The sequence below is a fragment of the Sciscionella marina DSM 45152 genome (assembly GCF_000379465.1).
In the GTDB taxonomy this organism is placed as follows: Bacteria; Actinomycetota; Actinomycetes; order Mycobacteriales; family Pseudonocardiaceae; genus Sciscionella; species Sciscionella marina.
Genome location: NZ_KB905400.1, coordinates 43,903 through 70,628, shown reverse-complemented (window position 1 = coordinate 70,628; position 26,726 = coordinate 43,903). Strand labels below are relative to the sequence as shown.

Annotated in this window: 24 protein-coding genes; 6 read left to right on the top strand and 18 right to left on the bottom strand. The window is 64.6% G+C overall.

Annotated elements, in window-relative coordinates; genetic code table 11:
• A partial coding sequence (locus A37U_RS50035) for a transposase (RefSeq protein WP_169526931.1) occupies nucleotides 1-289 on the top strand: 289 nt, incomplete at its 5' end.
• Nucleotides 290-575: 286 nt separating this feature from the next.
• Here A37U_RS50035 and A37U_RS0123955 read toward each other — a convergent pair.
• The 7 genes from A37U_RS0123955 to A37U_RS0123925 form a co-directional block, all read right to left on the bottom strand.
• The gene (locus A37U_RS0123955) at nucleotides 576-1,757 is read right to left on the bottom strand and encodes a thiolase family protein (RefSeq protein WP_020499209.1); all 1,182 of its coding nucleotides are present in this window, start codon (nucleotides 1,755-1,757) and stop codon (nucleotides 576-578) included.
• A gap of 42 nt (nucleotides 1,758-1,799) precedes the next feature.
• Nucleotides 1,800-2,759: a PDR/VanB family oxidoreductase gene (locus tag A37U_RS0123950; RefSeq protein ID WP_020499208.1), complete on the bottom strand. Its 960-nt coding sequence runs from the start codon at nucleotides 2,757-2,759 to the stop codon at nucleotides 1,800-1,802.
• Between the two features lie 50 nt (nucleotides 2,760-2,809).
• The gene (locus tag A37U_RS45035) at nucleotides 2,810-4,165 is read right to left on the bottom strand and encodes an FAD-dependent oxidoreductase (protein ID WP_020499207.1); all 1,356 of its coding nucleotides are present in this window, start codon (nucleotides 4,163-4,165) and stop codon (nucleotides 2,810-2,812) included.
• 85 nt (nucleotides 4,166-4,250) lie between these two features.
• Nucleotides 4,251-4,583, bottom strand: a complete 333-nt coding sequence (gene fdxA / locus A37U_RS0123940) for a ferredoxin (protein WP_020499206.1) — start codon at nucleotides 4,581-4,583, stop codon at nucleotides 4,251-4,253.
• Nucleotides 4,584-4,622: 39 nt separating this feature from the next.
• Complete coding sequence (locus A37U_RS0123935) at nucleotides 4,623-5,735, bottom strand: Zn-dependent alcohol dehydrogenase (protein ID WP_020499205.1); 1,113 nt, start codon at nucleotides 5,733-5,735, stop codon at nucleotides 4,623-4,625.
• A gap of 72 nt (nucleotides 5,736-5,807) precedes the next feature.
• Nucleotides 5,808-7,349 carry an aldehyde dehydrogenase family protein gene (locus tag A37U_RS0123930; RefSeq protein WP_205623005.1) on the bottom strand — a complete coding sequence of 514 codons (1,542 nt, stop codon included), beginning with the start codon at nucleotides 7,347-7,349 and terminating at the stop codon, nucleotides 5,808-5,810.
• A 41-nt stretch (nucleotides 7,350-7,390) separates the two neighbouring features.
• Entirely contained in the window at nucleotides 7,391-8,602 is a 1,212-nt protein-coding gene (locus A37U_RS0123925; protein WP_020499203.1) for a cytochrome P450, read from the bottom strand.
• 614 nt (nucleotides 8,603-9,216) lie between these two features.
• Here A37U_RS0123925 and A37U_RS50030 point away from each other — a divergent pair.
• The gene (locus A37U_RS50030; RefSeq protein WP_020499202.1) at nucleotides 9,217-9,348 is read left to right on the top strand and encodes an SDR family NAD(P)-dependent oxidoreductase; all 132 of its coding nucleotides are present in this window, start codon (nucleotides 9,217-9,219) and stop codon (nucleotides 9,346-9,348) included.
• A gap of 312 nt (nucleotides 9,349-9,660) precedes the next feature.
• Here the strand turns inward: A37U_RS50030 and A37U_RS0123915 are convergent, their stop codons facing one another.
• The 6 genes from A37U_RS0123915 to A37U_RS0123890 form a co-directional block, all read right to left on the bottom strand.
• On the bottom strand, nucleotides 9,661-10,833 hold the full coding sequence (locus tag A37U_RS0123915) for an acyl-CoA dehydrogenase family protein (RefSeq protein WP_020499201.1): 1,173 nt from the start codon (nucleotides 10,831-10,833) through the stop codon (nucleotides 9,661-9,663).
• A 10-nt stretch (nucleotides 10,834-10,843) separates the two neighbouring features.
• Entirely contained in the window at nucleotides 10,844-12,022 is a 1,179-nt protein-coding gene (locus tag A37U_RS0123910; protein ID WP_020499200.1) for an acyl-CoA dehydrogenase family protein, read from the bottom strand.
• 28 nt (nucleotides 12,023-12,050) lie between these two features.
• Entirely contained in the window at nucleotides 12,051-12,830 is a 780-nt protein-coding gene (locus A37U_RS0123905; protein ID WP_020499199.1) for an aspartate/glutamate racemase family protein, read from the bottom strand.
• An 80-nt stretch (nucleotides 12,831-12,910) separates the two neighbouring features.
• Complete coding sequence (locus A37U_RS0123900; RefSeq protein WP_020499198.1) at nucleotides 12,911-13,660, bottom strand: SDR family NAD(P)-dependent oxidoreductase; 750 nt, start codon at nucleotides 13,658-13,660, stop codon at nucleotides 12,911-12,913.
• 12 nt (nucleotides 13,661-13,672) lie between these two features.
• A complete protein-coding gene (locus tag A37U_RS0123895) occupies nucleotides 13,673-14,449 on the bottom strand; it encodes an enoyl-CoA hydratase/isomerase family protein (RefSeq protein ID WP_020499197.1) in 777 nt (258 codons plus the stop codon).
• 37 nt (nucleotides 14,450-14,486) lie between these two features.
• Nucleotides 14,487-15,242 carry an SDR family oxidoreductase gene (locus A37U_RS0123890; protein WP_020499196.1) on the bottom strand — a complete coding sequence of 252 codons (756 nt, stop codon included), beginning with the start codon at nucleotides 15,240-15,242 and terminating at the stop codon, nucleotides 14,487-14,489.
• Between the two features lie 248 nt (nucleotides 15,243-15,490).
• Between A37U_RS0123890 and A37U_RS45025 the strand changes: the two genes are divergently transcribed.
• Complete coding sequence (locus tag A37U_RS45025; protein WP_020499195.1) at nucleotides 15,491-16,360, top strand: IS110 family transposase; 870 nt, start codon at nucleotides 15,491-15,493, stop codon at nucleotides 16,358-16,360.
• A 29-nt stretch (nucleotides 16,361-16,389) separates the two neighbouring features.
• Here A37U_RS45025 and A37U_RS0123880 read toward each other — a convergent pair whose 3' ends face one another.
• The 5 genes from A37U_RS0123880 to A37U_RS45015 form a co-directional block, all read right to left on the bottom strand.
• Entirely contained in the window at nucleotides 16,390-16,803 is a 414-nt protein-coding gene (locus A37U_RS0123880) for a Zn-ribbon domain-containing OB-fold protein (RefSeq protein ID WP_020499194.1), read from the bottom strand.
• Complete coding sequence (locus A37U_RS0123875; RefSeq protein ID WP_205623004.1) at nucleotides 16,800-17,918, bottom strand: thiolase family protein; 1,119 nt, start codon at nucleotides 17,916-17,918, stop codon at nucleotides 16,800-16,802. Before A37U_RS0123875 ends, A37U_RS0123880 begins: the two co-directional genes overlap by 4 nt.
• A gap of 50 nt (nucleotides 17,919-17,968) precedes the next feature.
• The gene (locus tag A37U_RS45020; RefSeq protein ID WP_157183001.1) at nucleotides 17,969-19,687 is read right to left on the bottom strand and encodes an AMP-binding protein; all 1,719 of its coding nucleotides are present in this window, start codon (nucleotides 19,685-19,687) and stop codon (nucleotides 17,969-17,971) included.
• Nucleotides 19,688-20,126: 439 nt separating this feature from the next.
• A complete protein-coding gene (locus A37U_RS0123865; RefSeq protein ID WP_157183000.1) occupies nucleotides 20,127-20,798 on the bottom strand; it encodes a TetR/AcrR family transcriptional regulator in 672 nt (223 codons plus the stop codon).
• A gap of 93 nt (nucleotides 20,799-20,891) precedes the next feature.
• Nucleotides 20,892-22,529: an oxidoreductase gene (locus A37U_RS45015; RefSeq protein ID WP_086010822.1), complete on the bottom strand. Its 1,638-nt coding sequence runs from the start codon at nucleotides 22,527-22,529 to the stop codon at nucleotides 20,892-20,894.
• Between the two features lie 122 nt (nucleotides 22,530-22,651).
• Here A37U_RS45015 and A37U_RS0123855 point away from each other — a divergent pair, with 122 nt between their 5' ends.
• The 3 genes from A37U_RS0123855 to A37U_RS0123845 all read left to right on the top strand — a co-directional run bounded on the left by A37U_RS0123855 (nucleotide 22,652) and on the right by A37U_RS0123845 (nucleotide 26,716).
• The gene (locus A37U_RS0123855; RefSeq protein ID WP_020499189.1) at nucleotides 22,652-23,257 is read left to right on the top strand and encodes a hotdog family protein; all 606 of its coding nucleotides are present in this window, start codon (nucleotides 22,652-22,654) and stop codon (nucleotides 23,255-23,257) included.
• Nucleotides 23,254-24,027 carry an enoyl-CoA hydratase/isomerase family protein gene (locus A37U_RS0123850; RefSeq protein WP_020499188.1) on the top strand — a complete coding sequence of 258 codons (774 nt, stop codon included), beginning with the start codon at nucleotides 23,254-23,256 and terminating at the stop codon, nucleotides 24,025-24,027. The genes A37U_RS0123855 and A37U_RS0123850 overlap by 4 nt, the downstream gene beginning before the upstream one ends.
• 346 nt (nucleotides 24,028-24,373) lie before the next feature.
• Nucleotides 24,374-26,716, top strand: a complete 2,343-nt coding sequence (locus A37U_RS0123845; RefSeq protein ID WP_020499187.1) for an ATP-binding protein — start codon at nucleotides 24,374-24,376, stop codon at nucleotides 26,714-26,716.
• The last annotated feature ends 10 nt before the right edge of the window (nucleotides 26,717-26,726 follow it).

Genomic DNA, 26,726 nt, shown 5'->3' with positions numbered 1-26,726 from the left:
TCAAGGATTCGCGGAAATGCTCAATCCCCGGCAACACAACAAAAACCGGTTCCAACACTGGATCACAACAGTCCGTGCTACCGATCTCTTTTACCTACACTCCTTCACCCGCGGACTAGCCAAGGACGAGGCAGCAATAGTCGCTGGCCTGACCCAGACCCATAGCAACGGCCCCACCGAAGGCAACGTCAACCGCATCAAAATGATCAAAGACAAATATACGGCCGAGCCAACCTCGACCTCCCCAGAAAACGAGTCCTCCTCGCATAGAACCAATCACGAAAAATGAGCCAGAGCCAACCAGCTGACACTCCCACACAAGGTCACCGCCGCCCACCGAGCCAAACGGCGCTCCACCCGCAAATCACAACAGCTCAAAACGAGAACGAGCCGGCGCAAACAGGAATCGCCACGCGCCCCGGCAATCGACTCATCCACGGGCGACGATACCAACCGCGGGAGCGCTTGACTCCAGTTATGAACTCAATAAATCGCCAGTGGGACAGGTCAGCCGGGTCTGCTCAGGGTTCGTAGAACGACATCCGGCTCGTTGATTCGTCATCGCCGGACAGCGCTCAGACACGCTCGATGATGGTGGCGTTCGCCATGCCGCCACCTTCGCACATCGTCTGCAGCCCATAGCGGCCGCCGGTGGCCTCAAGGTAGTTTAGTAGAGTTGTGTGAAGACGCGTCCCGGAGGCACCAAGCGGGTGGCCCAGGGCAATCGCGCCGCCGCGCGGATTCAGCCGCTCAGGATCGGCGTCGAATTCATGCTGCCACGCCAGGGGGACCGGCGCGAAAGCCTCGTTGACCTCATACACGTCGATGTCGTCGAGGTTGAGGCCGGCCCGCGCGAGCACCTTTTCGGTCGCAGGGATGACGCCCGTAAGCATCAGCAGCGGATCGCTGCCGGTGACGGCGAAGCTATGGAACCGGGCCCTCGGCCGCAACCCCAGTGCCTGTGCCTTATTCTCGTTCATGATCAGAACCGCCGACGCTCCGTCGGTGAGCGGTGAGGAGTTGCCTGGGGTGATCCTCCAGTCGATGTCCGGGAACCTCGCGCTCATCACCTCATCGGCGAACGACGGCCGCAGGTCTGCGAGCCTCTCGGCGGTCGTCCCCGTCCTGACGGTCTCGTCTTCGGCGACAAGGCCGGTGGCTCCATGCACACCGACGGACACAATTTCCTTCGCGAACCCACCCGCGGCCGCGGTCGCGGCGGCCAGGCGGTGGGAACGCGCCGCATAGGCATCCAGATCCTCGCGCGTCAGTTTCCACCGTGCCGCGATGATCTCCGCCGACACGCCCTGGTTCACCAGACCGTCCGGGTACCGTCGTGCCACCGCCGGGCCGAGGACATCCTGCCCCAGCGTCGCGGCGCCGATGGGCAGCCGACTCATGGACTCGACACCGCAAGCTATGGCGACGTCGTAGGCGCCCGACAGCACTCCCTGCGCTGCGAAGTGGGTGGCCTGCTGGCTTGACCCGCACTGGCGGTCGATCGTCGTCGCAGGCACGTGTTCCGGGAAGCCCGCACCGAGGACAGCACTGCGCCCGATATTCAGGGACTGCTCTCCGGCCTGGGTGACACAACCTGTGATCACGTCGTCCACCAAGGATGGGTCGACGCCGGTCCGTTCGACCAAGGCCCGCAGGACATGGGAGAGCAGTTCGGCCGGGTGCACCTCCGACAGCTGTCCCCCGGGTTTCCCCTTGCCCGAAGGGGTACGTACAGCATCGACGATTACAGCATTCACGGGATTCTCCTTGAGCGGACGCCAGTTTCGGGCGTGGTGAGGTCAGAGGTCGAGGACAAGCTCGCCGGCAACCGGACGGGAGACACAGATCATCATCCGGTCTCCCTCGGCTTTTTCTTCCGGCGTCAGGACGGAGTCACGGTGCTGGACGCAACCGGACAGGACTCCGGTCTCGCACGTTCCACAGGTGCCCTCCTGGCACGAGGAGTCTACCGGCAGCCGGGCATCCTCCAGCGCTTCCAAGATCGTCTGGTCCGCGGCCACTTCGACCGTGGTGCCGGACTGCTGGCAGTGCACGCGGAAAGTCTTTTGCTGCAACGGTTCCTCGAGCTCCTTCGGGGAGAACCGCTCGGTGTGAAGGACCCCGGCCGGCCAAGCCTTGGACTTTTCTTCGACCGCCCGCAGGAGCGGTTCGGGGCCACAGCAGTAAACGAGCGCGCCGGTATCGCGAGGGCCGAGAACGTCGTCGAGCGGCAGCAGCCCCTTCTCGTTTTGCGGCCATAACCGAACTCGGTCGCCATAGGCCGCGAGCTCGTCGCGGAAGGCCATCGAGTCGCGGCTCCTGCCGCCGTACCAGAGACACCAGTCCGCGCCAGCGTGGTGCGCCTCGGCGATCATCGGCAAGATCGGCGTGATGCCGATACCGCCGGCAACGAAGCGATAGGACGGTGCTGGTGCGAGCCGGAAGTGGTTGCGAGGTCCTCGGACGAGGACAGTGTCGCCGACATCAAGCTTGTCGTGCACGAACGCGGAACCTCCGCGCCCATCGGGTTCCCGCAGGACCGCGACTTGCCACTGATCCGGCTGGTCTTGGTCACCACAAAGCGAATACTGTCGCTCGAGGCCCGGCGCGAGGATCAGGTCGACGTGTGCACCGGGAGACCACGGTGGCAGCTTCCCTCCGTTCTCGCGCCGAAATGTCAGAGCGACAACGCCATCCGCGACGCGCTGCCGTTCAGCAACGACCAGAGCGAACTCCGTGTCGGCAGAAAGATTCGTCAACTAGTTCACCGTCCGGATGTCGTTGCGGGTCAGCGATTCGATCATCGTGGTCACCGACTCCTGCGGGTCTCGGCGACGGGCCGTCCCACGCCGATGGCACGAAGCTCCGCCCATTCGGTGATCTTGACCCGGTCTCGCCCCAGCTCCTGCCCACGCCGTTGCTCCTGGTCGTCGATGCGCTGCCAGCCATCGTAGTCGACGACCTCGACGCCCAGACCGCGCAGCCGGTCACCGACCGCGTCGGTGCCGTTCGCGACATCGGTTCGAGTCGTCGGATCCGTCAGGTCTTCCAGCACCGCGGTGACAGTTTCGGCGGCATCCGTCCGGTTCGTTCCGATGACGCCGTGCGGCCCCCGCTTCAGCCATCCGGTGACGTACAGCGAGGGGATGTGGTGGCCGTGCTCGTTGACCACCCGGCCCGCGATGTTCGGGAGGATGCCTCGTTCCGGCTCGAACGGCAGCCCGGGTAGCGGGGTGCTCCGGTAGCCGACCGAACTCAGGACCATCCCAACGGGAAGGGTGTAGAAGTCGCCGGTGCCGCGGAGTGTGTCATCCGCGACTTCGGTCCGCTCGATTCGGAGGGCCTGAACCCGTCCGCTGCCGGTTATCGCTTCCGGGCGGGCCCAGAAGCGGAAGTGGATACGCTTGCGCTCGCCTTGCTGGGCGGCGCGGTCTGCCGCCCACGCCTGGAATAGCTCGATATTCGCGAGGGCCGCTCGGTCGAGGTCTTCGACGCGGATATCCTCCAGGTCGGCCGGATCGACGACGACACCCACGTCCCGCAGGTCGCGGAGGTCGAGGAGTTCCTTGGTGGTGAACTTCGCCTCGGCAGCACCACGGCGGCACACAACGTGGACGTCGCGGATGCGGCTGGTGGCAATGGATTCGAGCACGGAGGGTGGGATGTCGGTGAGGGTGAGCGAGCCGACGGACTGGGTGAGGATTCGGGCCACGTCGAGCGCGACGTTGCCCGCGCCCACCACGGCCGCTGCCGGTTCCTCCAGGACGAACCGGTCCTTCGCGTCGGGATGGCCGTTGTACCAGGACACGAAATTCGAAGCCGAGCAGCTTCCCGACAGGTGCTCGCCCTCGATCCCAAGCGGCTTACTGTGCAAGGCACCGGTGGCGTAGATTGTCGCGTCGTAGTACGTGTTGAGGAAGGCGCGGTCGATGTCCCGTCCGAACTCGACGTTGCCGATGAACCGGACACGGTCGCGCTCCAAAATGCGCTGGAGGTTCTTGACGACGCCTTTGATCCGCGGGTGGTCCGGCGCGACGCCGTACCGTACGAGGCCGTATGGCGCAGGGACGCGGTCGATGATGTCGACGACAGCATCGGACCTCCGGACGAGATCGGCGGCCGAGTAGAGGCCCGCGGGGCCCGCGCCGACGACAGCGACGTGCATACTGCGCATCCTTTGCTGCTCTCCCTTGAGCTCGTGCAACGGTGGGCGCCGCGGGTATCATCGGCGCCGCATAGAGGTCCCACTCTTAGGGGGCGGAACTGACCAGCGGGGTGTCGACGCCGACCGGGCCGATCTCGAGGGAGCCGCCGACGACGCCGAGCGGCTCCTCCCGGCCGGGCAAGACACACGAGAAGAAATTCCCGTTGTCCTCGATGTGGCGCTCTTCTTCCGGCTTGACCGATGTCTCATAGACGATCGCGCTCATCGGGCACACTGCCTCACAGGCACCGCAGTCGATGCACTCGTCCGGGTGGATGTAGAGCTTGCGCGCGCCCTCGTAGATGCAGTCAACGGGACAGACATCCATGCAGCTCTTGTCGAGCACATCGATGCAGGAACTCGTGATGACGTAAGACATTTCGTCTCCTGGGTGACGGTGAGCCGGAGATGCTCGAGCTCAGTGCTCGTGCACGATGACGCCGCGGATGTTCTTGTGCGCGTCCAGGTCTTCGTAGCCCTGGTTCACCTGCTCCAGGGAGTAGGTCTGGGTGATCAGCTCGTCGAGCTTCACGTGCCCGGTCTTGTACAGGCTGAGCAGATTCGGAATGTCGTACGCCGGGTTGCACCCGCCATAGAGCGATCCCTGGATCCGCTTGCCCCACAGGGCCAACTGCACACCGGGCAGCTGAATGGTGTCGTCCTCGTACTGGCCCATCGAGGTGATCACGATCGTGCCGCCCTTGCTGGTGGCTTCGGCGGCGTTCCGCACGGATTCGGTCGTGAGCTGGTCGATGGTGATGATCGTGCTGTCCGCACCTGCGCCGCGCGTCAGCTCGGTGACGAGCTCGAGTGCCTCTTCGGCCGTGGCGACGGTGTGCGTGGCACCGAACTTCTTCGCATTGTCCCGCTTGAACTCGACCGGGTCGACGGCGATCAGGTGCTGCGCACCCGCGTAGGCCGCGCCCTGGACGGCGTTGGCTCCAATGCCACCGATGCCGTAAATGACGACCGCGTCGCCCGGGCGGACGTTCGCGGAGTTGACTGCGGAGCCCCAGCCGGTCGGGACACCGCAGCCGACGAGCGCGGCCTTGTCCAGTGGGAGGTCGTTGTCGATGGTGATCACCGAATCCACCGGCACGGTCGCGTGCTGGCTGAACGTCCCGACCGTCATCATCGACCCGTAGTCACCGTTGGCCCCGGTGAAAGGGAATCGGCCATCTGGAAGGAATCCGTCGAGCCCGTGGGCCCCGAGGTCGCACAGGCGCGAGTTACCGGTGGCGCACCAACGACATCGGCCGCACACGGGGAAGAAGGAGGCCACGAAGTGGTCGCCCGCCTTGACGTGTCGGACCTTGGCGCCCACTTCGAGTACCTCGCCGGCGCCTTCGTGCCCGAAGACCATCGGCGATCGGAACGGCAGATGCCCCTTCACCATGTGAAGGTCGGAGTGGCACAGACCCGAATAGTCGTAGCGGACCAGCACGTCGAAGTCGCCCGGCGTGGCAACCTCCAGCTCCTCGATCTCGAATGGTTTACCCGCTTCGTACAGAACTGCTGCCTTACTCTTCATGGTGCGATCTCCACTTAGTCAATGCTTCTTCGGTGGGATTTCGGGTGATCACGGCAAGGTCGTCGTCGGTGATCACTCGGCCGGCGAGCTGGACAGAACCAGCGCGTACGCCCGGTTCTCCAGTTTCGGCTCGAGGGCGATCTGCAGCGACTTCTGCTCGGTGTACTCGTCGAAGGCGCCCGCGCCGAGCTCGCGCCCCTGCCCGCTCTGCTTGTATCCGCCGAACGGGTACGCGGCGTTGATCATGTGCCAGTCGTTGATCCACACCGAACCGGCGTCAATACGGTGACCGACCTCGATCGCGCGAGTGAGATCACGGCCCCACACTCCCGCGGACAGGCCGTACTCGGTGTCGTTGGCGATCTTGACGGCCTCGTCGATCGAGTCGTACCGGATGACCGACAGGACCGGCCCGAACACCTCTTCCCTGGCCACGGTCATGTCATTGGTGACGTCGGTGAGCACCGTCGGCTCGACCCAGAAGCCCTTCGAGAACAGATCACCTCTCGGCATGCCACCGCCGAAGACGACCTTGGCGCCCTGCTCCTTCGCGGTGTCGATGTAGCCGAGGACCCGCTCGCGCTGCGTGGCGTTGATCAGCGGACCGACGTCGGTCCCCACGTCCAGCGGGTCACCCATGACCTGCGACCGCAGGCGCTCGACCAGTCGGGCGACGAACTCGTCGTGGAGCGACGATGGCAGCAGCAGCCGGGTCCCCGCCTCGCAAGCCTGCCCCGAGTGCATCATGAAACCCCAGATGGCCCCGTCGACCGCGAGCCGGAGGTCCGCATCGTCAAGCACGACGTTCGCGCCCTTACCGCCAAGCTCCAGCGTGACCTTCTTCAGGTTCAACGCACCGTCGCGCACGATCTGCCTGCCGACATCGGTCGACCCGGTGAACGACACCTTCCGCACGTCGCGGTGGGCGACGAGATGCGCGCCGACATCCCCGCCGTCGCCGGTCACCACGTTGAATACGCCGTCCGGCACACCGGCCGCCTGGAGCTCCTTGGCGAGTTCCAAGGCCCCGATGGGCGTCTTCTCGTCCGTCTTGAGCACGACCGAATTGCCCGTCGCCAGCGCCGGGATGACCTTCCAGATGGCCAGCGGTAACGGGAAGTTCCAGGGGACGATCGCGGCGCAGACACCGATCGGCTCCCGCCGGATCACCCCGCCGGCCAACGGCGGACCCACGACCGGACCGGGTCGCTCGAACTCGTAGCCGCGCAACAGGTTCACGAAGTACCGGGTCATCGCGACGGGCTGCTGCTCGTTGAACGCGTTGGACAACTTGAGCGGGCAACCGCCCTCCAGCGTGCCCAGCCGGGTCAGTTCGGCGCCGCGCCGCTGCAGCACGTCGGCGACCGCGTCCAGGATGTCGGCGCGGGCGGCCGGGGTCAAGTCCCGCCACACACCCGATTCAAAGGTCCGCTTGGCTGCAGCGACGGCGAAGTCGGCGTGTTTCCGGCTACCCTTCGCAGCGGTCGCGACGAGCTCCTCGGTGGCCGGATTGATGAGGCTGTATTTCTCCTCGGTATCAACCCATTCGCCATCGATGAACATCCGATAGTGCGGCGTGGTCGTGGATTCTTCTTGCGGTTGCTGAGTAATCACTTCGTCTTGCCTTTCCTCGCACAGGGGCAGCAGCGCCGCGGTCAGGCCTTCACCATGAGCTTTTCGGGGCCGCGAGTGAAGAGTCCGACATCCTTGGGGACGAAGCCGTCCGCGTACTCCAGAGTCGGGAACCGGTCCAGGACCATGTTGATCGCCGTCTCTGCCTCGCGCTTGGCCAGCAGCGACCCCACGCAGAAGTGGCGCCCCAACGCGAAGGCGATGTGGTCCGCCGAGCCGAGGAACGCGTTCTGCATCGAGACGTCCTCGCGGAAGACGTTGAACTGGTCGGGGTCGGCGAAGCGGCGCTCGTCCCGGTTGGCCGCGCCGTTGACACACCCCACGACGCTGCCGCTGGGGATGGTGTCGCCGGCGACCTCGATGTCGCGGGTGGCCGTACGAAGGATGATCTGGACCGGCGGGTGGTATCGCAGGTTCTCGACGAGCGCGGCGGCGACCAGGCTTCGGTCTGCGCGAACGGCCTCCAGCTGGTCGGGGTTCTCCATCAGGTGTTTGATCGTGCTGGCGATCGCCTTGTCGGTGGTTTCGCCGCCGGCGATCAGGAGGAGGCCGATCAGCGCCTTGATCCGTTCGTCCGAAAGCGCCTCGCCCTGGGTCTCCGTCTGGGTCAAACGCGAGATGAGGTCGTCGCCCGGGTTCCGGCGGCGCTCCGCGATGATCGGCAGCATGTACGCCGGGTAGTCCTTCTGCGTCCGCATCCCCCATGCGTGGATCTCGGGGTCCTGCGTCAGGTTCGACAGGAAGGCCATCAGCGACGAGTACCAGTCGTGGAACTTCGGCAGGTCTTCCTTGGGTAGGTCGAGCATGCGCACGATCACGTTGATCGGGAACCACTTGGTGAAGTTCTCGACCAGGTCGATCGTGCCGGAGTCCGGGAACTCCGCGACCATCGAGGCGGCGATCTCGTCGACCTGCGGCAGCAACTCGTCAAGGTAGTTGCCGCGCAGCGCCGGGGTGATCAGCTTCCGGTTTACCGTGTGCTCACGACCCGACATCTGAATGACGGTGCGGCCGACGACCGGCTCCATCTGGAACGCGTAGTTCTCGTTGCTGAAAGCCTCGGAGTCCTTGTATACCCGCGCGACGTCTTCGAACCGGCTGACGAAGTAGTACCCGCTCGTCTCGTCGTGAAGCAGCGGATAGTGGTCGCGCATGACTCGGTAGTACTTGTGCGGGTCCTCGACGAACTCCGGGGAAGTGACTGTGGGGCGCGGCGGGATACTCGTGGTGGTCATGAACCTCTCGCTTCTCTTCGTTGAGAACTTGCATTCGGGACGGACCGCCGTGACGGTCTTGCGCGGATGACCGGGTGCTGAACGCTGAATGTCACCTGCCCTCTGCCTAGTGACGAGCGTCTCAGCCGAACAGTCGAGGAGACACGTGGAAATCACCTGCACCGTTACCCGCTGGCGGCGACGGGGGATGCGTACGGACCCGTCAACGTCGTCTGTCGTCCTAGCCTCGGTTTGACGTTGATCAGGCCGTAGGTTGCCTAAAAGCGAGGAGACGAGAGGGATGGCTGGAGAACGAGATCGCAGTGGCCATCGGAGCCGGTTCGAGAATCGGAGTCGCTATCGGCGAGGAGTTCGTGCGCGAAATGCGCGCGGTTCGTCGCCGTCGACATCTCGGGACGGCAGGAAGAGACCACCAAGACGCTTGGCGAGAACTGTTTCCCATACATGCCGACGTCTTGCGAGCCGAAGACATCAAGACCATGCTCGAGGCAGCGAGCTCCCAGTTCGGGCTCGTCAACGTCACATCGACGGCGCAGTGGCCAATACGTGCGACTACGACGAGGAGGAGCTCGACCGGGGCCCTGGGCGGTCAACGGTGAAGGTGTTTCCCCGGCATGAACCACGCGAGCCCACCGCTTTTGGCCAACGGTGGCGGAACCATCATCAACACCGCGTCGATCGCAGGGCCGGTCGTATTCCCTGGGATGCCGGCGTATTTCGCGGCCAAGGGCGCTGTCGCGAACTGACCCGGTTCGCAGCCGTCGAGTACGTGAACCTGACCATCCGAGTCAACGCGATCTGTCCGGGCACGCCCTGGAGGCAGACCACCGACAGCCTGACGCAGGAGCTTATCTAGGCCGTCATCAAGGCGGCCCCACCGGGTCGTTACGGCGATCCCGTCGAGGTGGCTAGGCTGATCGGTGTTTCTGGCCAGTGACGAGGCGCCGTATCTGACCGGCGAACAGATCGCGATCGACGACATCTACCAGATCATCTGACGTGGAAACGGCTGTGCCCGGGCCGGTCGATCCTACCGGCCCGGGCACACCAAGTTCGCGTTACTGCGGCCGCGCCCACTTGTGAATGTTGTTCCGCTGGATCGCGGAAGACCCTCCGATAATCGGCATCAGCAGGACATCGCGCACGTACCGCTCAATGTCGAAGTCCTTCACGTAGCCGTAGGCGCCGAACACGGTCTGCGCGTCCAGGACGACGGATTTGCACGACTCGGTCACAAACAGCTTGGCCATCGAGGTTTCCACGCCGCACTTCTCGTTGCGATTGGCCATCGCGGCCGCGTCCTCTAGCACGAGTCTCGACGCGTACAGCCGCGTCCTCATGTCGGCCAGCGAGTGTGCCACCGACTGGTGCTCGACTATCGGCACCCCAAACTGCGTTCGCTCCTCGGCGTACTGCCGGGCATCGTCATAGGCCGCCAGGCCGAGGCCGAGCGCCATCGCGGCCACTTCGAGCTTCTCGATGTCGAGGCCCGCGCCGGTGATCAGCGACCAGCCCTTGTTCCAGGCCTCTTCGCCGCCCATCAGATTCTCGATGGGTACCTGCACATCTTCGAAGGTGACGTCGGTAGTCTTGCTGCCCTTGAGCCCCATGGAATCGATAGGGGTGATCGTCACGCCGTCCGCGGTCGGAGGTATGAGCACTGCGCTCAGGTCCCGGTAGCGCTTTCCGACCGGATCCGAGTTGACCAACGTGTAGATGTAGTCACTGATGCCCGCGCCGGTGCAGAACCTCTTGGAGCCGTTGATGACCAGCTTGTCGCCGTCGCGTCGCGCGGTCGTCTTCACGCTCGCCAGGTCGGCCCCAACGTCCGGTTCGCTCCAGCCGTAGGCGAAGAGGACCCGGCCCTCCGCGATCTCGGGAAGCAGGCGCTTCTTCTGCTCCTTGCTGCCGCATTCCACGACGGTCATGCCCGCGTAGCAGCTGGCCATGATGTATGGGATAGCTACCGCCATGCTGCGCCGGGAGAGCTCCTCGATCACCATAAGGGTGGCGTGGACATCCCGGCCCATTCCGCCGTACTCTTCCGGGATCGACAGGCCCGCCACACCGAGCTGGGCGAGGGCGTCGAACACGTCGCGGGGAAACTCGTTGGCCTTGTCCCATGTTGCGGCCTGCGACCGCGGCATCTTCGCCTCTATGAACTTGCGCAGCACGGCACGCAGTTCGAGGACGTCGTCAGAAAGGTACTTGCTGGTTTCGATCGCTGTCATCGGAGCACCGTCATTTCGCCTTCCCCCCAGACTTGAGAGTCTCCCTGGCGATGATGATTTTCTGGATCTCGCTAGTGCCGGCCCCGATCTCGTGGTGTTTCGCATCGCGGTAGAGCCGCGCCGCCGGATATTCCTCCATGAGTCCGTAACCGCCGAGGATCTGGACCGCTTCACGGGATGCTTCAACCGCGGCCTCGGAACTGTAAAGCTTCAGGACGGCGGCCGCCCGCGTACAGTTTTCGCCGCGCTCCAGCGTGCGAATCAAGTGGTAAAACATCACGCGCGACATCTCGACACCGGTGGCGATGCGAGCGATCTTGTCCTGGATCATCTGATAACTCGCGAGCCGCTCGCCGAATACTTCGCGGTCCTGCGCGTACTCCACAGCCACCTCAAGGCAAGCCTGGGCGATGCCGGTGTTGGACGCGCCCTCGAAGACACGTTCCAGGTCGAGACCTTCCAGCATGTAGTAGAAGCCTTCATCGACCTCGCCGAGCACCTGGTTCTCATGCACGCGCACATTCTCAAGGAAGACCTCGGCGGTGGGCGAACTCCGCAAGGACAGTTTGTCGAACGGCTTTCCGACAGACAGCCCCGGCGTGTCCCGCTCGACGAGGAAACACGTACCGCCACGGGCGCGCCGGTTCTCACCACTGGTCCGCGCGAACACCATGAACACGTCGGCAATGGGCGCATTAGTGATAAAGGTCTTCGACCCATTTATGACCCAATGGTCGCCGTCCTTGCGTGCCGTCGTCCGTGGGCTAAGTGCATCGGACCCGCCATGGGGTTCGGTGAGACAGATCGAGGCGGACGACTCCCCCGCGATAAGTGGCACGAGGTAGCGACGCTTCTGCTCCTCGGTGCCGCGCTTGATGAGGTGCCGCGTGACCAGGCTGATGTTGACGAACAGCGTCGCGTCGAGCCCGGCGTTCACCCGCGCCGTCTCCTCGGCGACGATCGCCCGGGTCATCAAACTGCCGCCGCCACCACCATATTCCTCGGGTGCGTAGCAACCGAGTATGCCCTGCTCCCCCATCTTCTTCAGCAGTTCCTGAGGCGGCCGGCCTGCACGTTCCATCTCGTCCACGAGCGGTCGGACTTCCCGTTCCATGAACTGCCGGACGACGAGCTGGAAGTCCCGTTCCTCCTCTTCAAGCAAGGAATGGGCGGCTGAGTCGTTGGTCATCGTGCTTCCCTTCAGTATGTCGCGAGGTTCAGAGCCCGAAGAGTGAGCGCACCCGGTCGGTGCCCTGGTCGTCCAGACGCTGGGTGTAGCCGGTGCGGCTGGTGGACGGGAGGCCGCCTTTTTGCGTGAGATCCACACGGAGTTCCAGAGTTTTGAGGCCGATGCTCAAGGTTTCGAACACGGGAATCCCACCTTCGATCTGGGTGAGCCCTGCGGAGCCGGCAAGGGTGCTGAGCCCGGCACTGCCGATGACGATCGCCCCGGCGCCTCGCTCAATGAGCTTGTTCGCCTGGTTGACGATGTCCTTGACCACGAAATCTGGGTTGGCGAATCCTTCTGTAAACGCTTTCGCCGACGGGGTTTCGATGCGCTCGAAACCGGCGCATCGGTCCAGTAAGCCGTTTTTCGCGATCAGGCTGTGGCACGTCTCGCTCCAGGCCCGGTCTTCGACGGTGACGACGCCAAAACGGTACGCGTACGAGCTCGCCAGGTGCAGGGTCGCTTCCCAGGGCCCGACGACCGGGACGTCCACGAGGGTGCGCGCCTCGGTAATGCCGGGATCTCCACTACAAGCGACCATCGCGCCGTCGACGCCAGAGCGTCCCGCGTCGAGGATGTTGTGGATGACGTCGACAGAATTCAACAGGTACGGGTAGCCGAACACCGTATCGGTCGCTCGCTTCAGTTTGGCCCACCGGTGAACGATCTCCGTGTCCGGTCGCTTCACCCGATTGAACACCTCGGTGACCATCTCGGTGTAGGGCTCGGACCCTCGCTCGGCGTTGATGTGTACGACTGCCAGTTTCATGAACCCATTACTCCAATCATAAATCAAGCGACCGTTCGATTTTAGCGTGTGGGTGCGTCGAGGGTCAAATGAACCGGCCACTACTTGAAGGCGCCGACCGACAGGCCGCCGCACGCGGTCAGGGTCTGACCGTTGACATAGCTCGAATCGGACGAGGCCAGGAACGAGACGCAGGCGGCGATCTCGTCGGGGGTACCCGCACGGCGCGCCGGGATGCGGGACACCTGCGCGTCCTGGAATTCCTTCGGCGTGGAGAGGAACATGCCGGTCGCCACGACGCCCGGCTCGATGCAGTTCACGGTCACGCCGTGCGGAGCGAGTTCGATGGCGGCCGATCGGGTCAGGCCTTCGATACCACCCTTGGCCGCGCTGTAGCTGATGCCGGCCACGGTCCCTCGCGCCGCGATCGAACTCGTATTGACGATGCGCCCGTACGCTTGGCGCTTCATGCCCGGCGCGAACGCCCGCACGGTGCGCATCGTGGCGACGAGGTGTGTAGTCAGGACGACGTCGAAATCGTCGTCGGTGACCTTGGAGAGCACGGCATTACGCACCGCACCCGCCAAATTTACCAGGATACTCACGTCACCGAACCGCTGGATAATCTCACCCGCGAGTGTGTCCAACTCGGCCGACGAGGTGACGTCACAGACGTGAGCCGACGCGCTGAGCACGTCCGCCACCAAGGCGTCGGCTACGGACTTCACGTTCTCGGCGGCGATGTCGACGACGCAGACGTGCAGCCCGTCTTCGGCGAGACGCCGACAGATTGCCGCACCGAGTCCTCCACCGCCGCCAGTGACCAGCGCGGTCCGGCGAGATTCGATCATGATCGGCCTCCGTTAATGACGCTCGTAGTTGGGTTCGAGTCCCTCAAGGAACGAGGAGATCCCTTCGCGATGGTCGGTGGTTTCGAACAGCGCGGAGAAGATTTCAACTTCTCGCCGATGACCGGCATCCAAGGAGTGCCGCAGCTGGTAATTGGCCGACCGTTTGGCCGCTTCGACCGCGAGCGGGCCTGCCGAGTTGATCCGCTCGGCGATCGCGAGTGCCGCTTTCAGGGATTGGCCGGTCGAGCACACCTGGTCGATAAGACCGAGTTCGTGGGCCTCGCTCGCTCCCAGTCGGTCGCCGGTGAACAACAGTCGCTTCGCAGTCCCGACCGGCAAAGCGGAAAACAACATTTGGGTGCCGCCGGCACCGGGGATCAGCCCGAGCCGCACCTCGGTGACGCCGATCTTGGCTTGCTCCTCTGCCACCGCGATGTCGCACGCGAGCAGGAGTTCCAGGCCGCCGCCCAGAGCGTGACCGTTCACGGCGACAATCACCGGCACTCGCAGGTCGAACAGGTACTTCTGCATGCGCTGCACGCGCAAGGCCATGGCCGCGGCGCCCGCGCTGTCGATCTCGGTGAAATACCTGATGTCACCGCCCCCCACGAAACAGCGACCGGTGCCGGTGAGAACCATGGACCGCAAGGCCAAGTCCGCCTCGACCTCCTGGGCGGCATGCTCGATCTCGTCTGCCACGTCAGGGTGGAGCGCGTTGACTGGTGGGTTGTCGATCGTCACGACACCCGTAGCGCCGATGCGCTCAAGCGTCACGAATTCGTAGGCCATCCCGCCCACTTCCTTTCACCTCCGAAGAAGATTTGCATCAGACGATGCGTCGCACCATGCTCGAGGGCAAATAACGGAGACCGGCCGAGAACGGCGCCCACGGCCACCGTGGCACGCAGACGTCCTTTGCCTCCCGCTCGATCGCGTCGACCAGAACGCGGCATCCGCGCTCGCTGTCGATCATCAACCGGTGCTGTCGCCCAGCCCGCGCCTGCATCTCCGAGTCGATGTAGCCGGGGCGCAGGGTCGTGACCTTGATCGGCAGTCCCTTCGCTTGGACATCGCTGCGGATACCTTCGGCCAGTCGGACGAGGGCGGCCTTCGACGCGGCGTAGACGTTCATCGGGCCGGCCATTCCGCGGACCGCCACGACTGAAGCCATGACGACGAGCTGGCCGTGCTCTTGCCGGTAAAGCACGCGCATCGCGGCCTCGCACTGTGCGATGCCGCCGACGAAGTTGGTGATCGCGGTGTCCCGATTGGCATCGAACCGTCCTGCCCCCAGCCGGGACCCCTTGCCGAGTCCGGCGTTGATCACCAGACGGTCGAGGCCGCCCAGCGCGGATTCGGCGTGGTCGAACGCCGCGAACACGGACTCGGAATCGGTGATGTCCATGCGGACCGGCACGACTTTCTGGCCGGGATACCGCGATTCGAGCTCGTCGCGAAGCGCCTCAAGCTGGTCTAGTCGGCGGGCGGCGATCGCGAGGTCCGCGCCTCGCGAAGCGAAGAGCCGGGCCATCCCTTCCCCGAGACCGGCGCTCGCGCCGGTGATCAGGACCCTGCTGGTCACTAGTGCACCCTCTTCCGTGCGAGTCCTTGGATGGGGCTTGTGGTAGAAATTGGGCGGAAACCGGGGTGACCGCCTTTGGTGGTCACCCTTGGTGGGCTTTCATGACACTGTCGCCCCCGGCTTTCCTGGAACCGTTGATTGATGACAGAGGGACGCTCCGTAGAGCGCCGGTTAGTGATCACTCGATTGTCGGTTCCCTCGCTTGCGCCTGGCTCCATCCCCACGATGCGACCAGAGAGGCGACAGGGTTGTCGCTGGAAGATGAACCGTTGTTCTTCGTCGGGATCGATTGGGCCGCGGTCGAGCACGTGGTATGCGTGCTGGATCAGACTGGGCGCCAGGTCACGGCGTTCACTGTTGAGCACACCGCTGCCGGGTTCGCCAAGCTGGCCGGAAGGTTGGGCAGGGTCGGCGAGGCAGACCGGATGCCGGTGGCGATCGAGCGCCCGGACGAGCACCTCGTGGACACGCTGTTGGAGGCCGGACATCACGTGATGCCGGTCAAGCCGAACGCGATCAAAACGTGGCGCGAGCCCGAGGTGCTCCCCGGCGCCAAGCCCGACCCCGGCGACGCGGCGGTGCTCGCTGACTACCTGCGAGTGCGTATCCACAGGCTCCGCCCAGCGGTCCGCTATTCGGGAAACACCAAGGCATTGGGGGCGGTGACGCGCACTCGGGGCGAGCTCGTGGATGCGCATTGGTCCGGCGCCAAGACCATCTTCGCTAGCCTGTTCTGCGCGACCTCTCTGGCCTTCCTGACCAAGTATCCGACCGCCGCCTCGCTGACCGAGAAGCGCCTCGCGGCGTTCTGCGCCAAACAGGGCCACTCCGGCAAGAAACCCGCCGCCGTGCTGCTGGCTCGCCTGTGCTCGGCGCCGGCCGACACAACCAACCCCGACTTGATCGAAGGCGCGCAGGCCGCCGTCCTGGCCCAGTTGGGAGTGATCACCGCGCTCAACACGGCGATCAAGGACCTCGCCCGTGCCATCGCCGAGAAGATGGCTGCCCACCCCGACGGCCCGCTCTTCCAGGCCTTCCCCCGCGCCGGCACGGTCAATGCCGCCCAGATCCTCGCCGAATGGGGTGACACGCGCACCGAGCAGCAGACCGCAGCCTGATCTTGACCTCAAGGTGAACACAGGGGGTGTCATGACGTCCCCTGCCCCGGCCGGAAGACCGGGACGGTGCGTTCGTTGCGTTCCTCGAAATCGAGGCGAAGATCCATCCCGATTGTGATCTGCGCGGGGTCGATTCCGACGACGTTCGTCATCATCGTCGGGCCTTCGGCGAGTTCGACGAGAGCGACCACGTAGGGCGCAAGGGCGGCGAAGCCGCCGCTGCCACGCTGCACGACGCTGAAAGTCTTGAGAACTGCCTTCCCAGAGGGACGGCGCCACACGAGTTCGGTCGACCAGCAGTGCGAGCACAGGGCACGCGGATAGTACTGCCATTGGTCGCAGTCGGCGCACTGCTGGAGCCAGAAGATCCGGCGCGCGCATTCTTCCCAAAAGAACGCGTCCACGTCCACAGCCGGATCGACGGGGATGGATTCGCGGCTCATCGTGCCCTCCCCAGAATCAGGAAACCGTTGTTGGCCAGCCAGCTCCCCTGACCGTGGACCAAGCCGATCTCGGCACCTTCGACCTGCCGGGCACCGGCCTCTCCGCGCAGCTGGGCCACTGCCTCGATGACCGAGTCCAGTGCGGCACCCATGCCGGGGTGGCGGAAAGCGAGCGTGCCGCCGTGGGTGTTCATCGGCAGCTTCCCGCCGAGGTCGGTCATGCCGTCCGCGACGAACGCTCCCGCCTCGCCCTTGGCACAGAACCCGATGTCTTCGAGGAGGACGAGTGGGACGATCGTCGCCGGGTCGTAGAACTCGACGAAGTCGACGTCGTCCAGGGTGATACCGGCTTGGGCGACCGCACGCTGAGCGGCCGTCGTGATGTGGGCGAACCGCACCACGTTGTCGGCCTGTGTGAGGCTGAAGAAGGCCGCCGCTTCGCCGTAGCCCTTGACTTCCACCGCCCGGTCGCCGCGCGGCTGCCCGGTGACCACGAAACCCTGGGCGCCGCCGGTGGAGATCAGCGCAAGCATCGAGCGGGTCAACGGGGTGCTGACCACCACGTCCTCCACCACCGAGGCGACGGTCAGTTTCCCGCGGACTTCGGTGTCCGGGTTGAGGAGCCCATGGCGCCGGATGGTCACTGCCGGCGCTGCCAGCTGTTCGGGCGTGGTGCCGTAGTCGTGCATGTGGCGAGCTGCCATCATCGCGAACGCTGTGGGGATGAGCGGCCCGAACGGCCTCTCATAGGTCTTGTCGAAGCTGTCCATGTACAGCTCGATCGCGCCTTCCAGCCCCAGCGTCGTGGCGAAGTTGTCCGCCGACAGCACGAGTACGTTGGACGCCAGGCCCGCGTCGATCGCCGACCGCGCGATGTTGATGACGTCCGTCCCTGGGCGGCCGCCGTAGGGAGCCATCACAGCGTAAGCCGTTCCGAGACCCAGGTACTCTGCCAGCTCCGCCGGGTTGCACACGAACGGCTGCGGGATCGAGGAGGACAGCACGAGGCCGTCGATGGCCGAGGGTTCCAGGCCGGCGTCTGTGACGGCATCACGCGCGGCGTCAGCCAGCAGTTTCATGTAAGGCGGAGCCGCGACGCCGCGACCCACGATCACCTGGGAAACCCCGGAGATGTAAGCGGGACCATTCGGTGCCTCGTGCCGCACTATCCTGCCCTTCCTGGACTGGCGACCGCTGCCTTGGCGAGGCGCTCCCGGAGGACGAACTTCTGTACCTTGCCCGACGGCGTTCGCGGCAGATCCTTGACCACCACGATCTTCTGCGGCCAGAATGGCTTCGCCATACCGGCCCGTTCGACGTGCGCGACGACATCTTCGAGCGTCGGAGCCTCGCCCTCGGCGACGATCACGGCACAAACTCGTTCACCGAGTCGGTCGTCGGGGTAGGCAACGACCGCGACGTCTTGCACGTTTGGGTGTGTGTACAGGGCTTTTTCGATCTCCTCCGGGGAGATGTTCTGTCCCCCTCGGATGATGATGTCTTTGCTGCGGCCCTCGATGCGGATCGCGCCGTCACCGGTGACCCGCCCGAGGTCGCCGGTGTCATACCAGCCGTCGGCCGTGAACGCGGCTTCCGTCAGATCAGGGCGCCCGAAGTAGCCGACGAACACGCCGGGGCCGCGGACCTGGAGGTCGCCGACGGTGCCGTCCGGAACCGGAACACCGTCGGTGTCGACGACCCGCGTTTCTTGCCACGTGACAGGAAAACCGTCGCTGACGTCCAGCGTCGCGACGCTCGCCCCGATCCGGTGAATGCTGGCGATCCCCGTCTCCGAACAGCCCCACAGCGGGACGAGACTCGTCGAAAACAATTCGTCCATGGCGACGGCAACACCGGGTGGGATCGACGCGCCTCCGCAGGCGAACGCCCTCAGCTTGCTCGCCGGTGTCTGCGCTCGCTTGCGCTGAGCCTCCACCATGTCGAGCGCGAACGTGGTCGATGACAGTGTCCACGTGAGACCTTCGACATCCATCATGTCCAGCATGCCCTCGACGTCCCAGAGGTCCTGGTAAACGACCTTCTGCCCCATCGACAGCGGAACAAGCATGCCGTGGATGAAGCCGGTGAGGTGCCCGAGCGTCGACGCCATGAAGGTAACGTCCGAGGCGGTCAGATCGAGTGCCTGGGTGATGGCGTTCCGGTATCCCGACCAGGCGGTGTTGTGGGTGTGTACGGCACCCTTGGGAGTACCGGTCGTGCCCGAGGTGTAGACGAGCATCGCAATGTCGTCCGCAGTCGGTCGCAAGCTTTGCAGCCGCTCACCCAGACCTGGGTCGAGTTCTCGTTTGGGCTCGACGAACTGAGCGACGAAGTCGATCTCGGGGTCGAAGCCCGCTTCGGAGTCCACGAAGTACAGGTGTTCGAGCGTGGGGATCTCGCTCTGGAGCTTGCGCGCCATCGTGGCGAAGTCGTATCCGCGGAACTGCTGAGGTACGAAGTAGGCTTTGGTCCCGGCGTGCTCAAGCATGAAGCGCAGCTCGTGTTCGCGGTAGATGATCGGGATGGGGTTCGGCACGGCACCGACTCGCATGGTCGCGAACGCGAGCGCCGGTCCGACCCATCCGTTGGCGACCTGTATCGCGACCACGTCACCGGACCCGATACCGGCCGCGAGCAGACCGCCGGCGAACCGGTCGACGAGCGCACCAAGCTGGCCATAGGTGATCGTGGTCGGAAGGGGCTCGCCCTTGCGATACGACACGACCGCGGCCTTGTCTGGCAGCGCGGCCACATTGTCGAGAAAATCGTCGAGGAAAGTCCGGTCGCGCCAATCACCCTCGGCGCGGAAGCGCTTCGCATCGGCCGGGGCAGTCGTGCGCAGCGCGGACCCCATACCTACATTCTCGTGCTGCCTCAACTCCATCGTTGCGACTCCTTGTTCATGCTGAAATCGTCTGCCCGCCATCCAGATTCGAACGATCGCTTGATTTATAACTGTACACTGGGGCCGAAACAGGGGTCAAGAGCCTCTGAACGCCCTTCTTTGCGCTCCATCTAGAGGCTCGAGCCGACCTGAGGCACTTTCCGGACGGAGACGTCTGTGACAACGAACCAGGCAGGAACTTCCGGCTGGAACGTCCTGGGTAGGGCCGATTTGGGCCTGCCCATCACGCAGCCGAGTAAGCCGACATGCCCGGCCCCGTGACCGTCTACGTGCCCGACACGCTGACGGTGACCGCCTTGATGGGGAGTGCGACACGCTGACGCTGCGTCCCGCCCATCAGATGACTACCCGCTGCAGAACGCCCGTGGTGCTGGCGACATGCATGAAGGTGCGCAAACCGGAGCCCTGGCGGTCACAGCTAAACGCGGCGGGAGTGTGACCTGCCGCCGTTCATCCCGGCCTTTCCGAGCCGCTCCGCTTCTCGCGGGGATTCCGCGGACATTCCGACAAGCCGGCGCGTGAGGAGCAAGAACTCTTCGGTGATGGCCTCGAGCCCGAGCGGACCGCGCGGGTCGTACCAACCGCTGATCGCGGTGAGTGCCGACATGATCGCGTTGCGAGCGATGCGCTCACGGGGCAGGGTGAATATCCCCTCGGTGATTCCGCGATCGAGAATCTCCCCCAGCATGGCGTCGAACCGGTCGCGCAACTCCATGTACGACTCATGCCGGTCGTGAGAGAGTGAGCGGGTCTCGATGCTCGCAATGAAGGTCTCTTCACGGCGCTGGACATGCCATTTGACGAGGGTTCGCACGAAGGCGTCGAGCTGCTGCGCGGCCGTGGCGTCACGGAGCGCCTCCAAGGCCTCGTCCAGGTCGGCGACGATCTCCCCGAGGAGATCCACGAGCAAGCGGTAGAGGAACTCCTCCTTGCTCTTGAAGTAGTAGTACAGCGAGCCCGGCTTCAGCCCTGCCGCTTCAGCCAGCTGCCGCGTGTTCATCGCCTCGTAGCCGTGACGGAACAGCAGGTCCACTCCAGCGGTCCTGATGCGGCCCCATGTTTCGTCGCGATTCGATCCTACGACTCTCACGGCTTCCCCTTCACCGACGCTGCAGCCACGATCCTGATGCCGTGTGCTGACATTAATGGATGCGTCACGCGCGGCGCCCTGACCGCCCGCTGCTCACGCCTCGATATCCGGCGCCGGCGGCTGAACCAGGGCCAGATTCATCGCATCCGAGACGAACCGGCGTCGCACGACCCGCCTGCGCAGCTTCCAGGTCGCACCGACCCGCACGTACAAGTCATCGTAGGTCGACGACACCAGGGCGGGCCGGCCGTCGGCGTCGACGCAGATGGCCAACGAGTCGCTCGTCGCCTGTGCGTTGTCTGGATCGAGCCGCTCGATGACGTGGTTCGTGGTCCAGTGGTGCGTACTGACGTAGCTCTGACGGACGAAGCTCAGAGCACGCGCCAACTCGGCAGCGCCGCGGAACCGGCCTTTCCGCCTGCCGATCACATATTCGCCGTCGGGGTGCCAGATCGAGAGGAAGGTTTCCTGATCGGCCTGGTCGACGCCCTTGCAGTACTTCGCCCCCAGCTCGACGATCTGAGCCCGGTCAGCCAGCTCCTCGATTCGCTCGGCTATTACGGGCACCTCACCTGAGATGGGTTCGGATGGCGGGGCCGGGTGATCCATGGACCTTTGCAGTTGCCGGTGCCGCTTCGCGATCCACGACCGGCTTTGCACCGGGAGCAGGTCGAACCGGTCCTCGGCCTCGAACTGCCCCAGTTGTTCGCGAGCCTGGACCGGCCACGATGGGTTGACGAGCGACTCCCGTCCGATCGCCACGAAGTCGGCATAGCCACCAGAAACGACGTCGTCCGCCTGGTGTGCGTCGGTGATCAGACCCACCGCGACTGTCGGAATCCCGGTCCGATGTCGAACGTCCCCGGCCCATGTGACTTGGTAGCCGGGCCGGATCCGGTGAACGTACTTCCCGCCGACGCCACCCGACGAGCAGTCAATGGCATCAACGCCGAGCGCGCCAAGCCTGGTCGCGAACTCAACCGTCTGTTCCATATCGATGCCCTCGTAGCCATTGTCGAAGACCGAGAGCCGGGCGAACAGGGGGCGGTCGTCGGGCCACTCTTCCCGGACCGCTCGCGCGACCTGCAGCGGGAACCGCATCCGGTTCTCCAGGTCGCCGCCGAACTCGTCGGTACGGATGTTGCTGATCGGCGAGAGGAAAGCGTGTAGCAGGTAGCCGTGCGCCATGTGGATCTCGAGAACATCGGCCCCGGTCGACACCGCTCGGCGTGTGGCGTCCCGCCACTCGCCGAGCTGGGCGTCCAGCTCGGCGGATGTCAAGGCCTGCGGAGTCAGCCACCCTGGCGCGTACGGCTCGTCAGTGACCGAACGTGGCTGCCACGAGCCATCAACGGGTCGGTCATCCTCCGTCGCCCACGGTGGCAGCGTCGACGCCTTGGCCCCCGCGTGGCCAAGCTGGATACCGAAAACGGCACCGTGGTCGCGGACGACCTCGACGATTCGCCGGACCGGACTGACTTGCTCGTCCCGCCAGAGGCCGAGGTCGCCATACGTCAGCCGACCTTCGGCCGAGATTGCGACGGCCTCCGTCATGACCAGGCCGAAGCCCCCCATTGCGAACCGGCCCAGGTGGACGAGGTGGTAGTCGTTCGCGACACCGTCGACGGCCGAATACTGACACATTGGAGACACCGCGGACCGGTTCCTGAACCGCGTACCGCGGAGCCGGAACTCGTCGAAGAGCCGGCCGGGTGACGGTTGCAAGCCCACTGTGCCTCCTCCAGTTTTTAATCGGTCGCTTGTTAGTTAATATGCGTCATAGTAGCATCCATAAGCAGCTTATCAAGCAGTCGATCGATTCATTCGAGTTGCGGACAGGGAAATCGCGAACTATGACCGATTATGCACAGCGCGCCGCCGGACGACAGGCCAGTGAGGGACTCGTCGCCGAGCTCAATCGGATCCTTGACGCGCTCGCCCGCACCCGACCCGGCGCCGACTTGCTCGAGGATGGCCGACAGGTAGCGGGTCGGATCGCTAAGCAACTGGAGAAGCTCCCAGTCCTCCGCGACGACCCCGGCATCGCGGCCCATTCACCCGACAACCCGCGGCTGCAGCCCTCAGAGCGCGGTCTGGTTCCGACCCTCCACGTCCATGGCGAGACCGACCGCGAGATCAACGGCCGAGTTGTGTTCAGCCCGCGGTTCGCTGGCACGACAGCGGTACACGGCGGCGCCATCGGCCTATTCTTCGACGACCTTCTCGGGCGTCTCGCGAACTACTCATCGGCGGGTGCCATCGCCCGTACGGCGTACCTGCGCATCGACTTCCGCCACCTCACCCCCGTGTCCACCGAGCTCATCTGTAACGCCTGGGTGGAATGGGTCGAGGGGCGCAAGCGCATCCTGCGCGGAACCGTCCGCCTGAACGACAAGGTCCTCGCCGAGGCAGAGGGGCTCTGGGTCGAGTCACGTCAACCATATAAGGAGAGTTCATGAGCACATTCGAATTCCTGGTTTTGAAGAGCAAAGGTCCGATCGCCGTCGTCTCGCTCACGCGACCACCGGTGAACTCAGTGTCGCAAGCGATGTACCGCGAGCTGCGACAGCTGTTCTCCGAAACGGACCGTCATCTTCCGGGCGCGAAGGCCATCGTCCTGGCGGGCGAAGGAAAGCATTTCTGCGCGGGCAACGACCTGCACGAATTCGGCACGCTAACGCCCGAGAATTCCGACGAGCGCATGGCCGAGGTCCGGTCGGCGTTCTTCGCGATCCAGGATTGTCCGCTGCCGGTCATAGGCGTCGTCCAGGGTGCGGCCCTCGGTACGGGGCTGGCGATAGCTGCGTCGTGCGACTTCGTCATCGCGGCCGACAACGCACGCTTCGGCACACCGGAGGTCAGCGTTGGCATCATGGGCGGCGCCCGACACCTGGCACGATTGGTTCCCGAGCCGGTGGTCAGGTGGATGTACCTCACCGCCGAGCCGATCAGCGTCCAGCGGCTCGCCGCGCTCGGCGGAGTCCTCGAGGTCGTCCCCGCCGACGAGCTGCACGCCCGTGCCCGCGCACACGCCGATCTCATCGTCCGACACAGCGCGGCTGCGATCAAGATGGCCAAGCGCTCGCTGAACGCGATCGAGACCATGGACCTGCAGCCCGGCTACATCTTCGAGCAAGGACTCACGGGCGAGCTTTCGTCTCACCCCGACTCGCTCGAGGCTCGGCGAGCGACGCTCGAGCAACGCGAGCCGAACTACGCCAACGGCTGACAGCGAATCCGACGAATTCGCGCGCACACCGTCATTTTGTCAGCGCAATCGGTCTCGCGTATGATATCGACCACATTCCAGGACCTGCAGTCCCAGGTCAGCCACTTAAAGACAAAGAGTCCCGTATCGCGCCCGGAGGCTGTACCCGTCCGAAGAGGCCGACGAATTCACCGAATACCCTCCTCGGTGCGGCTTCGCCGTGGGAGCAGCGACTGGGCCGAGCCGAGACCTTCCACATCCTGAGGGTGCAGGGACGCACGGAGGACGGAGATGCGGGAAAGGACGCACCGTCATGGTCGCCGCCACATCACTCTCTAGCCGACCCGACATGCCGCCGGGAGGTCCAATGGTTGAAACCGCACAGTCGGGCGCCGATCTCCACCGCCTCCCTGCCGAGCTGACGAGCTTCGTCGGCCGCCGGACCGAGGTGTATGCCATCCGGAAACACCTGTCGGACTCCCGGCTGGTCACCCTCAGCGGTGTTGGCGGTGTCGGGAAGACCAGGCTGGCGTGCCGGGTGGCCGCGGAGTTGCGAAGGATGTACCCCGACGGCATCTGGTTCATTGACCTTGCCGCCCTCAAGGAAGAGGATCTGGTACCGGGTGCCATAGCGGACGCGCTCGGCGTAGGTACGGGCCCGATCGACAGCGCGTTGTACGAGAGCCTCGCCCGTCGCCATGCCCTCATTGTGCTGGACAACTGCGAGCATGTTCTTCAGGCGTGCAGCACCGTGGCACACAAGTTGCTGTGTTCCGCTCCGAAGCTGCGAATCCTCGCCACCAGCAGGGAGCCGCTGGGCGTGCTCGGGGAGACCATTTTCGACGTCGCGCCCCTGTCCCTGGTCCCCGCGGAAAGTCAAAGCACGACTGAAGGAGAGGGACGAGGCTCCGAGGCCATAGACTTGTTCGCCGCGCGGGCCGCCGCGGTCCAGCCCGAGTTCGTCATGGACAAGCCGACCCGTGACGCGGTCGCCAACCTCTGTGAACTACTCGACGGAATACCACTCGCCATCGAGTTGGCCGCGTTCCAGGTGCGGAGTGTCCCGGTCACGCAGATCCTCGCCCGGCACGAATCCGTCTTCGACATGCTCACAAGAGGGAACCGGGCGGGGCCCCATCGCCACCAGAGCCTACAAAGCACCCTTGAGTGGAGTTACGATCTCTGCACCGCAGGGCAACGCACGCTCTGGGAACGCTTGTCGGTGTTCACTGGCAGTTTCGACATCGGTGACGTGCAGGGCATCAGCGAAAGCGCCGCGGACGACCTCGACGTACTGGAACACTTTCCCAGGTTGATTGAAAAGTCCATTGTCACCGTGCAGATCAGCGGAGTGGACAGGAGGTACCGGCTCCTCGAGAGCATCAAGCACTTCGGTGCGGCGAAACTGGCCGAGCACGACGACGTCGACCTGTGGCAGCAACGCCATCGCGACCACTACCTCCGCGTCGTACTCCTCGGCGAGAAGCACACCAGCGGCCAACAACAGGTCGTGTGGAACAAACGTCTCCAGGAGGACTTGCCTAACATCCGATCGTCGCTCGATTTCTGCTTCACATCGGAGGACGAGTACGCCACCGGCTTGCGCATGGCTTGCTCCTTGTGGTTCTTCTGGAACGCAAGCGGGCATCTGCGCGACGGCCGCCACTGGCTTGGCCGCGCGCTCGACCTGAACCCGGAACCGAGTCAGGACCGAGCGAAGGCGCTCTGGGCCGTCGGGTGGTACGCGGCGGTACAGGGAGACGCCGAAGTCGCGGACAATCATCTCCGCGAGTGCCTCGACGTGACCGAGCGCATCGGAGACGACCACGGCCGTGCGCGAGCACTGCAGTTCCAGGGGACCGCTGAACAGATCCGGGGTGACCTCGAGGCTGCCCGAGATCTCCTGGTTACAGCGGTGCAGGGCCACGAGAAGGTGGGACACGACGATGTCCTCACCGTTCTGTGTAGTGCCCAACTCGCCTTCGTCCACTGTGTCCTCGGCGAAACCGATAAGGCGCTCGACCACGCGACAACCGCGATTGCGCTCGGCCGCCGACGAGACGAACGATTCGCTACCTCCTGGGCGCTGTGGACTCGAGGTCTCATCGCATGGTCGACGGGTGATTTCGACGACGCGGCGCAGATCTTGCGCGAAGCGATCGAGCTCAAGCGATCCCTGCGCGACTGGCTCGGCACGGCGGCTTGTGTAGAGCTTTTGGCATGGCTCGCCGCGGAGACGGGCGACCACCGGCGCGTCGCGCTCTTCTTGGGCATCGGACACGGCCTCTGCGGCGAGTTAGGCAGCTCGCCGCTCTTCGGCGATGTGACTTTGACGGAAACGCGTGAACGCTACGAGCGAATCGCTCGGAAGGCACGGGGTGGCCCAAATTTCGACAAGGACCTGGCTTCCGGAGAGTCACTCGACCGCGAACGGGCCATCGCCTATGTGCTCACCGTCGACGCTGCGACTGGCAACGCTGAGAGTCCCTCGGCACCCGAAGGCTTGTTAACCCGCCGTGAGCGCGAAGTCATCCAGCTGATCGTCAACGGAATGACCAACAAGGAGATCGCCCAGTCGCTAGTGATCTCTCGGCGCACCGTCGAAGGTCATGTAGAGCGAGCGCTGGTCAAGACTGGCTTCCGTTCTCGGAGTCAACTCGCGGCCTGGTTCGCCAACGAGCGTGCCCCGGCCCTCGGCGGTCGGCAGTGACGTTGCGGAG

Bases quoted from the DNA above. Each gene is read 5' to 3' on its own strand.
- A37U_RS0123910 (WP_020499200.1), bottom strand. From the start codon at position 12,022: ATGACCAACGACTCAGCCGCCCATTCCTTGCTTGAAGAGGAGGAACGG.
- A37U_RS50030 (WP_020499202.1), top strand. From the start codon at position 9,217: ATGAACCACGCGAGCCCACCGCTTTTGGCCAACGGTGGCGGAACCATC.
- A37U_RS0123880 (WP_020499194.1), bottom strand. From the start codon at position 16,803: ATGAGCCGCGAATCCATCCCCGTCGATCCGGCTGTGGACGTGGACGCG.
- A37U_RS0123935 (WP_020499205.1), bottom strand. From the start codon at position 5,735: ATGAAGAGTAAGGCAGCAGTTCTGTACGAAGCGGGTAAACCATTCGAG.
- A37U_RS0123850 (WP_020499188.1), top strand. From the start codon at position 23,254: ATGAGCACATTCGAATTCCTGGTTTTGAAGAGCAAAGGTCCGATCGCC.
- fdxA (WP_020499206.1), bottom strand. From the start codon at position 4,583: ATGTCTTACGTCATCACGAGTTCCTGCATCGATGTGCTCGACAAGAGC.
- A37U_RS0123895 (WP_020499197.1), bottom strand. From the start codon at position 14,449: ATGGCCTACGAATTCGTGACGCTTGAGCGCATCGGCGCTACGGGTGTC.
- A37U_RS0123905 (WP_020499199.1), bottom strand. From the start codon at position 12,830: ATGAAACTGGCAGTCGTACACATCAACGCCGAGCGAGGGTCCGAGCCC.
- A37U_RS0123845 (WP_020499187.1), top strand. From the start codon at position 24,374: ATGGTTGAAACCGCACAGTCGGGCGCCGATCTCCACCGCCTCCCTGCC.
- A37U_RS45035 (WP_020499207.1), bottom strand. From the start codon at position 4,165: ATGCACGTCGCTGTCGTCGGCGCGGGCCCCGCGGGCCTCTACTCGGCC.
- A37U_RS0123855 (WP_020499189.1), top strand. From the start codon at position 22,652: ATGACCGATTATGCACAGCGCGCCGCCGGACGACAGGCCAGTGAGGGA.
- A37U_RS0123925 (WP_020499203.1), bottom strand. From the start codon at position 8,602: ATGACCACCACGAGTATCCCGCCGCGCCCCACAGTCACTTCCCCGGAG.
- A37U_RS0123900 (WP_020499198.1), bottom strand. From the start codon at position 13,660: ATGATCGAATCTCGCCGGACCGCGCTGGTCACTGGCGGCGGTGGAGGA.
- A37U_RS45020 (WP_157183001.1), bottom strand. From the start codon at position 19,687: ATGGAGTTGAGGCAGCACGAGAATGTAGGTATGGGGTCCGCGCTGCGC.
- A37U_RS0123915 (WP_020499201.1), bottom strand. From the start codon at position 10,833: ATGACAGCGATCGAAACCAGCAAGTACCTTTCTGACGACGTCCTCGAA.